At 65.5% G+C, this 12,396-nt stretch carries 13 protein-coding genes; 8 read left to right on the forward strand and 5 right to left on the reverse strand.

Annotated elements, in window-relative coordinates; genetic code table 11:
* Together ACFE87_RS17220 and ACFE87_RS17225 are read left to right on the forward strand one after the other, a co-directional pair.
* A partial coding sequence (locus ACFE87_RS17220; RefSeq protein ID WP_375460928.1) for a hypothetical protein occupies positions 1 to 347 on the forward strand: 347 nt, incomplete at its 5' end.
* Between the two features lie 283 nt (positions 348 to 630).
* Positions 631 to 891, forward strand: coding sequence for a YgaP-like transmembrane domain (locus tag ACFE87_RS17225; protein ID WP_375460880.1), 261 nt, complete (start codon positions 631 to 633; stop codon positions 889 to 891).
* Between the two features lie 99 nt (positions 892 to 990).
* On the opposite strand, the gene ACFE87_RS17230 is transcribed toward ACFE87_RS17225, so the two are convergent.
* Together ACFE87_RS17230 and ACFE87_RS17235 are read right to left on the reverse strand one after the other, a co-directional pair.
* The gene (locus ACFE87_RS17230; protein WP_375460881.1) at positions 991 to 1,251 is read right to left on the reverse strand and encodes a GlsB/YeaQ/YmgE family stress response membrane protein; all 261 of its coding nucleotides are present in this window, start codon (positions 1,249 to 1,251) and stop codon (positions 991 to 993) included.
* Positions 1,252 to 1,339: 88 nt separating this feature from the next.
* Positions 1,340 to 1,951 carry a hypothetical protein gene (locus ACFE87_RS17235; RefSeq protein ID WP_375460882.1) on the reverse strand — a complete coding sequence of 204 codons (612 nt, stop codon included), beginning with the start codon at positions 1,949 to 1,951 and terminating at the stop codon, positions 1,340 to 1,342.
* A gap of 62 nt (positions 1,952 to 2,013) precedes the next feature.
* On the opposite strand from ACFE87_RS17235, the gene ACFE87_RS17240 reads away from it, so the two are divergent.
* Both ACFE87_RS17240 and ACFE87_RS17245 read left to right on the forward strand, forming a co-directional pair.
* Positions 2,014 to 3,555, forward strand: coding sequence for a UxaA family hydrolase (locus tag ACFE87_RS17240; RefSeq protein WP_375460883.1), 1,542 nt, complete (start codon positions 2,014 to 2,016; stop codon positions 3,553 to 3,555).
* Positions 3,556 to 3,598: 43 nt separating this feature from the next.
* On the forward strand, positions 3,599 to 4,513 hold the full coding sequence (locus ACFE87_RS17245; RefSeq protein WP_375460884.1) for an STM4504/CBY_0614 family protein: 915 nt from the start codon (positions 3,599 to 3,601) through the stop codon (positions 4,511 to 4,513).
* A 44-nt stretch (positions 4,514 to 4,557) separates the two neighbouring features.
* Here the strand turns inward: ACFE87_RS17245 and ACFE87_RS17250 are convergent, their stop codons facing one another.
* From ACFE87_RS17250 to ACFE87_RS17260, 3 genes are all read right to left on the reverse strand, one after another.
* Positions 4,558 to 4,956, reverse strand: a complete 399-nt coding sequence (locus ACFE87_RS17250; protein ID WP_375460885.1) for a hypothetical protein — start codon at positions 4,954 to 4,956, stop codon at positions 4,558 to 4,560.
* Complete coding sequence (locus tag ACFE87_RS17255; protein ID WP_375460886.1) at positions 4,953 to 5,693, reverse strand: hypothetical protein; 741 nt, start codon at positions 5,691 to 5,693, stop codon at positions 4,953 to 4,955. The genes ACFE87_RS17250 and ACFE87_RS17255 overlap by 4 nt, the downstream gene beginning before the upstream one ends.
* A gap of 216 nt (positions 5,694 to 5,909) precedes the next feature.
* Positions 5,910 to 7,370, reverse strand: coding sequence for a DUF305 domain-containing protein (locus tag ACFE87_RS17260; protein ID WP_375460887.1), 1,461 nt, complete (start codon positions 7,368 to 7,370; stop codon positions 5,910 to 5,912).
* Between the two features lie 537 nt (positions 7,371 to 7,907).
* On the opposite strand from ACFE87_RS17260, the gene ACFE87_RS17265 reads away from it, so the two are divergent.
* The 4 genes from ACFE87_RS17265 (at position 7,908) to ACFE87_RS17280 (ending at position 12,359) form a co-directional block, all read left to right on the forward strand.
* On the forward strand, positions 7,908 to 9,062 hold the full coding sequence (locus ACFE87_RS17265; protein ID WP_375460888.1) for a hypothetical protein: 1,155 nt from the start codon (positions 7,908 to 7,910) through the stop codon (positions 9,060 to 9,062).
* A 314-nt stretch (positions 9,063 to 9,376) separates the two neighbouring features.
* On the forward strand, positions 9,377 to 10,240 hold the full coding sequence (locus ACFE87_RS17270) for an ABC transporter permease (RefSeq protein ID WP_375460889.1): 864 nt from the start codon (positions 9,377 to 9,379) through the stop codon (positions 10,238 to 10,240).
* Positions 10,240 to 11,307: an ABC transporter ATP-binding protein gene (locus ACFE87_RS17275; protein WP_375460890.1), complete on the forward strand. Its 1,068-nt coding sequence runs from the start codon at positions 10,240 to 10,242 to the stop codon at positions 11,305 to 11,307. Before ACFE87_RS17270 ends, ACFE87_RS17275 begins: the two co-directional genes overlap by 1 nt.
* Positions 11,308 to 11,324: 17 nt before the next feature.
* On the forward strand, positions 11,325 to 12,359 hold the full coding sequence (locus tag ACFE87_RS17280) for an extracellular solute-binding protein (RefSeq protein WP_375460891.1): 1,035 nt from the start codon (positions 11,325 to 11,327) through the stop codon (positions 12,357 to 12,359).
* The last annotated feature ends 37 nt before the right edge of the window (positions 12,360 to 12,396 follow it).

The raw sequence follows: 12,396 nt of genomic DNA on the forward strand, positions 1-12,396 counted from the left end.
ACAAGGTCAAGGTGAAGTTCCTGGGCGCCGACGAGCGCGGCAAGATCCGCCTCTCGATGAAGGTCGTCGACCAGGAGACGGGCGAGGACATCTCGGAGAAGATCAAGGCCGAGCGCGCCGAGCGCGGCGAACCCGAGGAGCGCGAGGAGCGCGGCGATCGTCCGCCCCGTCGTGACCGCGACGATCGCGGCGGCGGGCGTGGCCGCGAACGCGGCGGCTTCCGCGACCGCGGACCCCGCGAGGACCGTCCCCGCGAGGAGCGCGCCGAGCGCCCGGCCCGCGACGGCTTCCCGGGCGAGGGCGAGCCGGCCTCGAACCGCAGCGAGCCGGTCGACGCCGGCGAGTAAGCCGGCTGTCTTCAGCCATTGCGACGAGACAGGGGGCGGACCGAAAGGTTCGCCCCTTTTTCGTTGGGCCGCCATCGCCGCTCGACCCTCTCCCCATGTGGGAGAGGCGAGGAGGCGCGAAGCGCCGCCCGCATGGGTGGAGACTCTCCGGGTCTGCGAGGGGCCGCGACACCTCGCGCCCTCCGTAACCGACGTTCGCCCGACAGGGCCGGGGAACGGCGGAGCCCCAACCCCGTTTCAGGCAGGACGCGGAGGGGATCGCCTCCACCTGGAGCCGAACATCATGTCGAATGCCATCGTCGAAGAGGCGCAGCACCTCTTCTCGGGCGAGACCAACCTGTCCATGACGGAGCGGACGCTTTCGGTCGTGGGCGGGCTCGCGCTCGCGGCCCTGGCCGCGAAGCCCCGGCCGAACAAGATCCTGAGCCTCGTCGTCCTCCTGGCCGGGTCCGCCCTCGCGATCCGGGGCGCGACCGGCCATTGCACCGCCAAGGCCATGATCCAGGGCGACGATGCCGACGGCGTCGCCCACCCCGGCGCGTAGCCGCTCATCGACGCAGCAAAAAGCCGGCCTTCGGGCCGGCTTTTCTGTCTCCTACGGCTGGAGGTCCCGGCGCTCGCGCCGGGACCTCGTAGGCTCCACTCAGATCGTGCGGCGACGACCGGCGATCATCGAGTAGATGAACAGGACGATGATCGCGCCGACCACGGCGCCGATGAACCCGGCCCCGTCATTCGGCCGGTACCAGCCGAGTGCCTGGCCGAGATAGGTGGCCACGAAGGCGCCCACAATGCCCAGGATCGTCGTCAGGATGAAGCCCTGCGGCTCGTTCGGCCCCGGCATGATGAACTTGGCGACGATGCCGGCGAGGAAGCCGATGATGATGGTCCAGAGTATGCCCATGACGTGTTTCCTGACTGATCTGGCGGGAGAACGCGCCGATACGGTCAAGGTTGCAGCGCGACATCACGGTTTTCGCAAAGAACCGTCCTCAGGCGGCCTTTCGGTAGACGAGCAGCGACCGGGAAAGGCCGACGCGCTCGACCCCGGCCCCTTCCTCCCAGGCCGCCACCACGTCCTTGGCGCTGTCATTCGCGCGAGCCCAGGCGTAGGAGCCCGGAAAGAACAGGATGTGGCCGCCCGGCCGGACATGGTCCGTCAGCAGGCGCGTGAGGTCGAGATCGGTCATCCCGCCGTAGGCATCGTTCTTCTCGCCCCGGAATTCGCAGAGATGGAACAGGGTGACCACGTCGAACACCGGCAGGAGGCGCGAATTCAAGAGGTAGATGTCGCCGAAGAGGACGTTGTAATGCCGGAGCACGTCGGGCCGGGCGATCGCGAGCTCGACGAAGGTGTCGAGTTCCTTCGGCGCCGCCGTGATGCCGAGCACGGCATTGCGCCGGTCCGGCCGGGCGCATTCGATGCCGACATGATGGTGGCCGCCGGTGCCGAAATGGAAGATCGCGGCATCCCGGACCGCCATCTCGTCCAGCCAGAGCACGAAATCCTGGTCGCAGGGGCATTCCGCCGGACGGTGGTCCCAATAGGCGTCCCAGTAATGCAGTCCGGACGGCGGGGCAGGCGCGGGGACGGGGGACGACATCGGAGGCTTGCTCTTCGGTGGGGCGAGGGCTCTAGATGAGCCACAAGACAGGATGAAATCCGATGGACGGTCAAGCTTCCACCGCGACCGTGGCGCCCCGCACCCTCCGGCTCGGGGCCGGCGACAACGTCGCGGTGGCGCTCGACGTGGTCAGGCCGGGCGAACTCGCGCAAGCCATCACGGCGCGGGCCCGCATCCCGAAGGGCCACAAGATGGCGCTCCTGCCGATCCGGATCGGCGAGCCGGTCGTCAAGCTCGGCCAGATCATCGGCTTCGCCACCGCCCATGTCGCGCCGGGCGACTGGGTGCACGAGCATAATGTCGGCCTGCACGAATTCGACCGCGACTATCGCTTCGCCGAGGATGCGCGCGACGACGACCTCCTGACCGAGGCCGACCGCGCCACCTTCCAGGGTTTTCGGCGCGGCTCGGGCCGGACCGGAACCCGCAACTATATCGGCATCCTGACCTCGGTGAATTGCTCGGCCTCGGTCGCGCGCTTCGCCGCGCTCGCGGTCGAGCGTTCGGGCGTGCTAGCGGACTATCCCGGCATCGACGGGATCGTCGCCATCGTGCACGGCACAGGCTGCGGCCACGCCGCTTCGGGCGAGGGCTTCGACGTGCTCCGCCGGACGCAGTGGGGCTATGCCAGCCATCCGAACTTCGCCGGCATCGTCATGGTCGGGCTCGGCTGCGAGGTCTTCCAGATCGGCCGGATGAAGAAGGAATACGGGCTCGCCGAGACCGACACCTTCCGGACCCTTACCATCCAGGAGACCGGCGGCACGAAGAAGACCGTCGCGGCGATCCAGGCCGCGATCCTCGACATGCTGCCGCTCGCGGCCGCCGCGCAGCGCGAGACCCGGCCCGCCTCGGAACTCGTCCTCGCGCTGCAATGCGGCGGGTCGGACGGCTATTCGGCACTCACGGCCAACCCGGCCCTGGGCGTCGCGTCGGACATCCTGGTCCGGAACGGCGGCACCTCGATCCTGTCGGAAACGCCCGAGATCTACGGTGCCGAGCACCTCCTCACCCGCCGGGCCGCCTCGGTCGCCATCGGCGAAAAGCTCGTCAGCCGCATCCGCTGGTGGGAGGACTATTGCGCCAAGAACGGCGGCGAGATGAACAACAACCCGTCCCCGGGCAACAAGGCCGGCGGCCTCACGACCATCCTCGAGAAGTCGCTCGGGGCCGCCGCCAAGGGCGGCCGCTCGACGCTGCGGGCCGTCTACGAATATGCCGAGCTCGTGACCGAACGCGGCTTCGTCTACATGGACACGCCCGGCTACGACCCGGTCGCGGCGACCGGCCAGGTCGCGGGCGGCGCAAACCTCATCTGCTTCACCACCGGCCGCGGCTCCGCCTTCGGCGCCAAACCCGCCCCCTCGATCAAGCTCGCGACCAATTCCGACGTCTATCGGAGCATGGAGGGCGACATGGACATCGATTGCGGCGACATCCTCGCGGGCGTGTCGCTGGAGGACAAAGGCCGGGAGATTTTTGCACGCATCCTGGCCGTGGCGTCAGGGGAGCACACGAAGAGCGAGGATTTGGGGTATGGGGACGCGGAGTTCGTGCCTTGGCAGATCGGAGCGGTGATGTAATTGGCGACCTCGGCCGAATCGTGAAAGCGTTACGGAGCTAATTGTGCTTCCCCTCACCTACTCTCGACGCAAACGTCAAGCGGAAACATCGGCCGTTGATGTTTACGAGTACAGCATCATATCGAAGAAGGTTAGGATTCAAGTCGTCCAGATCATCAAGGACGGCCTAGGGCCATACTACGATAGCTTCGGGAACACCGCTTCAGGACCTCTGTACGATTTCATTGTTAAACAGGTCAGGCGAGATGTAGGTGTTCATCAACTCGTAGGTCACGCGCGGCATCCCGAAGCAGAGCTGTTCAAATGGTTGGAAGAGGTAAATACGACGGACGATTGGCTCGATGCGGTAGAACTCTCTCTTAAGGTGGTGGATCGTGTTGTGAAGGCCCATCCTAACACGTACTCTGAGACGGAGGCTGCACCGGACGACACGATCCAAGAGTTCAACGCCCGAATGCAGGAGGCGGCGCTCGGGTATCAATACGTTTCAGGTGAAATCGTTCGCGCGGATTCCTTCCATCTTCATCGAGAGGTCGTGGTTCCGGCCCTGACGCTGCTTGCGAATCCGCGGTTCCAAGCTGCAGAGCAGGAGTATCGTTCAGCCCACCATGCATTCAGGCATGGGGAGCTTGAGGACTCTCTGGTCGACTGCGGAAAGGCGTTCGAGAGCGTACTGAAGGTAATTGGGACTGCTCGCCGTTGGCCGATCAACGATTCCGATCCAGCAAGCAAGCTAATTCAAGCTGCGGTCAATGCAGGCTTTCTAGCCACATATTCGTCAGCTTCTCTAAATCACCTCAAAGGCCTTCTTGAAAGCTCAACCCCGACAGTGCGGAATAAGCAGGGGGGACATGGGGCTGGAGTTAGCCCCCGAACGGTTCCAAGGGAGCTTGCTGCACTTCAGCTCCATCAAACAGCTGCTGTGATCCTCTTCCTTGTCGAGCTTGACCGACGCTGAAGAGCCCTTGGACGCGAAAGTAGTCATGCCACTCTGAACTTCGATCAATCCCGATGCGGCCGAAGCTTCGATCCCGCATTGATCGGCAGGTGGAACCGGCCCCGCTCGGTGAGTTCGACCTGGGCCGACATCTTCGGGACGAGCCGAATCAGCCGCGCCGCCGTCTCCGCGACGTCGAACTTCCGCCAAGCTCCGTCCATGAAGAAGAAGACAATGCGGGCTCGGTCCATCGCCAGCCGCTCGTGCGGCCGCGTCCTGAGCCGGAGGTCTTGGGTCAGCACTGCCCAGCCCCCGTCTCGGTCGAGAGCCGTGATCCACTCTACATCGGTGGCGCGTGGGTGGAAGCGCTCCCGGAGGGCGACGACCTCATGATGGCCTGAGAACAGAGCGGCGAGCGCTCGCGCGATGCGCGGACTGATGTTGTGGTCGAGTAGCAGCCTCAAGCCGCCAGGGCCCGCTCGAACTGAATGGCATCGCGAACAACTTTCGCCGACACCTCGTAAAGTCTCGCCACCCTCTCCGGCGAACCTTCCACCGTCATGGCATGCGCCAGAACCTCGGTCGGAACGCCGGACTCGGCCGCAACGGGCCGACCGAAGGCGCGCGTCGGGTCGACCACGATCGACCGCTGCCCGGTCCCGAGCGGAAACCACCGCGCCACAACGTCGGCATCGAACTCGAGGTCGCGCAGGCTCGGCTCGACCACGGATCGGAAGACACCCTGGCGTCGCCTGAGATCGACCAGCTCGCCCTCGCGCACGTCGCGGGTGATGTCGAGAAAGATGGTTTTTCCATCCGTCCGGAAGCGCCGCGTCGAGAATGGGCGCTCGTCACCAACCTCCTCTACCGCCCGCCGGAGACATTCCCGGATGGTTGGCAAGGCGAGGCCAAGATCGCGAAACGCCTTCACGAAGCGCAGCTCGATCAAGTCGCGAAAGCTCAGCTCGAGAAGGTCGTCGTCGTTGGCGTAGTCCGGCAGCCACAGCGGATCGGAATGCCCGACCTCATCCCCGGCCCGAAAGTCGTAGCCCCGGAGCCAGCGGGAGAGCGTCTGGCGCGAGATCCTACGGTCGACGCGGGCCGCGTCGCGGCTGAAGTTCAGAAGACGGAGGCTCTCGGCAGCACCGTACGCCCCGCGCCCGAGCGCGTCCGGTTCATGAGATGAGAGCCGCGTGAGCATGTCACATCACATAGTCGGCCCAAAGGCAGGTAGAAAGGCCACCCGGGCATGTCGCCATCTCAATCCGGCCTCCTTCGGTCATCGGGAGGGGGTCCGGGCCGTCGAAGACGAGATCGCGACCGTCGCCGACCGTTTCGCCAATGCCCTTGATCGCGGCATGTTCGAGCGCTCCCGTCGGTCCGCCTTCTCACAACGGCGTAGCAGATTCGAAGCAGATCAAGGGGCCCGCCCTCCCCGTTGCCGTAGCCACTCCCGCATATGCGCGATCTCCCGGGTCTGGCTGTCGATGATCGCCTGCGCGAGCTCCCGGTTGTGGGCATCCGACCCGTATCTGAGCTCGATCCGCGCCATGTCGATCGCGCCTTGATGGTGCGGGATCATTCCCCTCACGAAGGCCACATCCGGATCAGGGTCCAGGATGCCCTCCATCATCGGCTTGTGCATCCGGTCCATGGCTTCCGTGAAAGCGGCGGTGGCAGCCCCAGGGACCGCTGCACCGCCCGAATGGGTCGAATGCGAAGGGGCACGATCCGGAGGGGCCCCGATCCCGCCGGGGGCTCGCGGGCCGTGGGGGTGTTCGGGGCTGTGCGAGTGCGTGGCGATCTCGGCGGTGGGCTGGCCGATGCGGCCTTCGGGGCCGTAGAACGCGATGTGCAGGCCCCAATAGCTGCCCGCCAGCAGCACGAGGGCGGCGGCGACCCCGGCCGGCACGCCGGCCAGCGAGCGCTTCACGGCCGGCAGGAAATGAACCTGCCGGGTGTGATCGGCCGCGATGGCGACGATGATCGCCATGATCAGCGCGTGGCCGATCATGTCGATGCGTCCGAAGGGGTAGACCGCGGCGTTGAAGATGACGAACAGGGCGAGGGCCGACAGCCTGCGGACGAGCGGGGTCCAGATCAGGCCGAAGCCCATCGTGAATTCCGCGACGCCGGCCATGGGGATGAACACGTCCCGGGGCATGCCGAAGGTCAGGAAGGGCTTTTCCACGACGAGCGGGTAGAACCAGTCCGGATAGGCGAATTTTTCCAGGCTCGACCACATCAGCGCGATCGCGACTCCCCAGCGGAGCATTTCGAAGCGGTGCTTGCGCCACTCGGGATCGCGCGACGTCTCGAGCACCAGGTAGCCGGCCACAGCCACCCCGAGGGCCAGGTAATCGAGCAGGTGGAAGAGGTCGTAGTCGCGCAGCGCGACGAGCCACAGCCCGATGATCCCGGCGGCCGAGAGCGGCATCGTCTTGCGGGAGAACACCCCCGCCGCGATGAGGAGCTGGGCCCACGAGACCCACTCGGCCGGGGTCTTCAAATCCGCGGTGAGATAGACGCCGCCGACGGCGAAGATCGCGACGAAGAAGGCGCCGATCACCACCCTGACGAAATCGTCCAGGCGCTGCCAGAGCGGGTCGGTGAGGCGGTCGAGGCCGGACAGGATAGTCTCGCCCGCGGGTGAGCGTTCGACCACCCGCGTGGCGAGGAAGAAGACCAGCACGAGCACGAGCCCCGTCCAGAACCAGGAGTTCGTGAGCGTCGCGGACAGAGGTGCCGGCGGAGCGCCGACGATGTAGGGCGCGAACCACTTCACGTGTGCCTCGGCCGGGAACGGGACTATCGCGGTGCCGAGCGCCGCGCCGACGATGCCCGTGCGGGCGGATCGACGGGTCGCATCGAGCGCCATCGCTCTGCGCCCCGCCGGTGTTGCACAGCTCGGACTTTCACGTCTCATGACGGAATTCCTCGGCCGACAGGAGGAAAGGACGGCGCCATCTCGGCATGCTGGATTGAACGTGAGCGAACCCCTGAGAGCAAGCGGCGAAATAGCCGACCATGGGCGCGCGGCCGCATCTCGCGGCCCCGCACTGCGCTCAACTGCCCTCCGACGCCCGATGACGCACGCATGGCGGCTTTGGGATGGGCAGGTATCTTTCCTGCCGCCGAAAAAACCGACACTCAGGGAAGGGCGCTCGTGTCCGAGACGGGTGGTGGAGAGCGGACGTCAGGCAATCGCAAGATTGCCGATGCCTCGAAGTGAAGCCGAAACGGCAAACCGCCACAATCACCTCATTGTCCTGCGTAGATCCGTGGGGCGACTTCCGACTCACGGTGATCTACGCGCTTCGGAACCGGATCGAGCCGGCCACGAACCGCGCCAGGTCGCCGCGGCCTGCGGTCCGTGTTCTTGCCTGAAGCGACATCATCATTTTTGGATCACTCAATGAATATCTACACGGATGGCCAGTTACGGGCAGTCGGGATCCTTGAGCGCCCCTGTCCCATGGTGCATGGCGCACTTGTTGATCACGGGCATCGCAATCGATCGACAGACCGCTGGCGTGAGGTCTTCACGGTCGCCAAGGAAACGGGATTTCAGTACATCAGAGGCGGTATTCCGTGGAACCGTGTTTGGCTCGACCGCGATGATTTCGACTGGGCGCAGCTCGATGAGGAGTTTGCTTACGCCAAGGAACTTGGGCTTATCATCATTCCCATGTTAGCGCATATGAGCTACGACTGGGAAAGCGGCTGGATGCGCGGCCCCTCAGGCGAGCATGCACTCGAGAACAAGGCACTACCCGAGCAGTTTGCCCATTATACTAGGCTCTACATAGAGCGCTATCGTGAACACCTCACGGCGGGCATCATCCCGATCGTGGAAGTTGGCGGCGAAGCCTTCAACCGGTTTGTCCGAGGAATTTGGGAACCACATCGCGAGGGCGACCACGCTGCAGAAGAGCGGGTGCTCTACCACTTGGTTGACACATTCAATGCCGGAGCGGCCGTAGCTCGCTCCCTCGGGGTTCCCGTCGTCGCCTGCGAAGCCATTTGTCTCAATGCGCCGAAGTTCACCGTCGCGGCGCTGCAGCTACAATTCGACGTGCTGGGGATCAATTTTTACGGTTTCGCGAACAAGGGACGATCTCTGACTGAAGCTCTCGTGCAATGGCGGCACATGTTTCAGATCACACGAGGTATTGACCCGATATTCGCGATGTTCGAATGGGGAAGTCCAGAGTATATGCCGCCGGACGATTGGTGGATCGAGGAAGAGGGTTACCTGAATCCCTCTCCGGAGCATCCGTATCCGGCACCGGGCCGAGACATCAACCGTAAGAAGGAGGACGAGCTTCTAGCATCGTGGCTTCCGGATGTGAAGCGGCACGGAATCAAGCTGTCGTTCGTCTGCCGCTTCCTGGTCAGCAATTGTTGGCATTACTGGCTCACCAAGCCCAGCGAAGGAATGGAATGCGATCGTAACGGCATCGTTGATCTCACATGGAACGAGGAGACGCAGGACTATGATTACTGCGTGGGTGGTGGGATCGCCGCACGCCTGCATTCGATGGTCGCGGACTATAGTCGGACAAGCTGAGGAGGCCCGGGCACTTTCGGTCCCATCGAGGTGGCGCACGCGACGCGGGGCGGTCGCGAAGCCCAGGGAGCCCGGACTGAAATCGCCGTGCGCGGGAGGCCGGACGGCCCTCCTCTCTAGCTAAAACGGGTTGACCGGACTCCCGCGTCCCCTCGCCTGGTCTTTGAACCATCCGTGATGACCGACCCGGGACACGGGATGGACGGCGCGTGCCTGCCCCTCGTCGCGACGGCCGAACGCCTCCTCGCCACCCCGTTTACGGCAGGTGGTCCCCATCTTGCTCCGAGGGCCGCGCGATCCGATAACGGACACCGATGAGCTCATCCCTCGCCATACCGGCCACGATCCCGGCCCGTGTCGCCGCGCCGTCCTGGCCAGCCGGGCTCGGACGGCTGACCTTTCGGCTGCTGCTGGTGGTCGCCTACGCGATCATCTTCGCGCCGATCGTGACGGTGATGATCGTCTCGGTCTTCGACCAGGAAATCGTCAGCGTGCCGCCGCCCGGGCTGACGCTGAAATGGTACGCCAATGCCTGGCTGCAGCGCGATTTCGCGCGCGGCTTCGTGACCTCCTGCCAGATCGCCGCCATGGCGACGCTGATCGGCGTGCCCTTCGGCACCTTGGCCGCGCTCGGCATCGCCCGCGGACGGTTCTGGGGCCGGGAGGCGCTGAACACCTTCCTGCTGGCGCCGCTTGCGGTGCCGGCGATCGTGGCCGGGTCGGCCCTCTACCTGTTCTACGTCTCGGCCGAGAACGTCCTCGACATTGACATCAAGGGGACGCTCGGCGGCCTCGTCGCCGCGAATGTGCTCCTGACCATCCCGTGGACGGTGCGGCTCGTCGGCGCGAGCCTCGCTGGCCTCGACCGCTCGGCCGAGGAGGCGGCGGCCAATCTCGGCGCTCGGCCCGGGACCGTGTTTCGCCGCGTCACCCTGCCGATGATGCGGCCCGGCATCGTCGCCGCGACCCTGTTCTCCTTCGTGTCCAGTTTCGAGAATCTCGAATTGAACCTCCTCCTCGTCGGCCCCGGCCGCACCACTCTTCCGGTCGCCATGCTGAGCTATCTCGAATTCCGGATGGACCCGACGCTGGCGGCCGTCGCGGCGGTCCAGATCACGATCATCGCGGCCATGATGCTGATCACGGATCGCTTCGTGAAACTCTCCCGGGTCGTCTGATGGGCACGCTGAAGCTCGAGGGCCTGATGAAGCGCTACGGCGCGTCGACCGCGGTCGAGCATGTCGATCTCGACGTCGCGGAGGGCGAGTTCGTGTCCCTCCTCGGACCGTCGGGATGCGGCAAGACGACGACGCTCCGGATGGTGGCGGGCTTCATCGAGCCCTCCGCCGGGCGCGTCGTCATCGCCGGCCGCGACGTGACCCGGGCGCCGCCCTATGCCCGCGACACCGGCATGGTGTTCCAGTCCTACGCGCTCTTCCCGCATATGAGCGTCGCCCAGAATGTCGGCTTCGGGCTCGAGATGCGGAAGGTGGGTCGCGCGGAGCGCGACGAGCGGGTGCGGGAGGCGCTCCGGCTCGTCCGACTCGACCATCTGGCGGAGCGTTTTCCGCGCGAGCTTTCCGGCGGGCAGCAGCAGAGGGTCGCCCTCGCCCGGGCGCTCGTGGTGAAGCCGGCGGTCTTCCTCCTCGACGAGCCGCTGTCGAATCTCGACGCGAAGCTTCGGGCCGAGGTCCGGCTCGAGATCCGGGCTTTGCAGCAGCGGCTCGGCCTCACGACCCTGTTCGTCACCCACGACCAGGACGAAGCCCTCGCCATGTCCGACCGGCTCGTCGTCCTGGCGCATGGACGCGTGCAGCAGGTCGGCACGGCCGAGGACCTGTACGAGCGGCCGGCCAACGCCTTCGTGGCCGGCTTCGTCGGCCGCTGCAACGTTCTCGCCGGCACCGAAGAGGCGCCGGGCCGGTTCCGGCTCGAGACCGGAACCGTGATCCCGTGCGGGCATGACGGCGCAGCGAACCCGGCGACGCAGCGGCTTCTCGCGCTCCGGCCCGAACGCGTCGCGATCTCGCGTCCCGAGCGCGAGGACGGCCTCGTAGGGACGGTGACGTCGGTGACCTATCTGGGCGCGCAGACCGAATATCATGTCGATCTCGGCGGCACCGACATCCTGGCCATCCGGCCGACCCCACCCGAGGGTGACGGGTTAAGACGGCTTGCATCCGGCGACCGGGCGGCGCTCCATTGGGAACCCGCCGCGGCCCGCCTGCTCGCGAGCGAAGAATAATCACAGAGGAGAACAGGATGACGATCAGCCGTCGCACCGCGCTCACCGGCAGCGCCGCCGCCCTCGCACTCGCCGGATCGCGCAGTCCCGCCGGGGCACAATCCTCTCAGGTCGTCGTCGGGACCTGGGGCGGGGATTACGGGTCGCTGCTGCAGTCGCAAATCGACCAGCCGCTCGTGAAGCCGCTCGGGATCGAGGTCGCACAGGACATCGCCAACAACGATCCGCGCCGCACCAAGCTCATCGCCGAGAAGGGATCGCGCCGCTCCAGCATGGACGTGGCCTGCATCAACGACGTCGATTCCTACACGCTGAGCCAGGCCGACATCCTGGAAACCGTCCCGGAGAAGGACGTGCCGCGCCTCTCGGCCGTGCTGCCGGTATTCCGCAAGCCCCATTCCATCCCGCATATCTATTCGGCGATGGTGGTCCTCTACAATCCGACCAAGATCACGACGCCGCCGAAATCCTACGCCGACCTGTTCGACCCGAAATACAAGGGCAGGGTCGGGTTCTCGGACATCCTCTACAACTTCAACATGGCCGGCGCGAATATCGCGGCCGGCGGCAAGGCGAACGATTTCACGGCTGGCAACAAGCTTCTGAAGGAGCTCAAGTCCCGCGACCCGAAGGTCTATCCCTCGAACGAGGCGCTGGCGGCGGGGCTGAAATCGGAGGAGGTCTGGATCACCACGATGTGGCTCGCCCGCGGCTTCATGTGGAAGAAGGGCGGCATTCCGATCGCCTGGTCCGTGCCCGAAGAGGGTGCCATCCCGATCCTGTTCGAGGCCGCCGTACCGAGGAATTCGCGGGCGAAAGACGCCGCCTGGAAATACCTGAACGCCATGCTCGATCCCACGGCCCAGGTCGCGTTCGCAGACAAGATGGGCTACGTGCCGACCGTCAAGGACGCGAAGCTTCCGGCCGATCTCGCCCGGGAGATCAGCCTGACCGAGGCCCAGCAGGCGAAGCTCCGGCCGCTCGATTACGCCTATATGCAGCAAGAGCGCGGGCCGCTTCTCGATTTCTGGTCGAAGGAGTTCAAGGCCTGAGCCGCACCGCGCTCACTCTTCTCCCCGTCACGACGGG

The sequence above is a fragment of the uncultured Enterovirga sp. genome, assembly GCF_964242715.1.
GTDB lineage: Bacteria > Pseudomonadota > Alphaproteobacteria > Rhizobiales > Beijerinckiaceae > Enterovirga.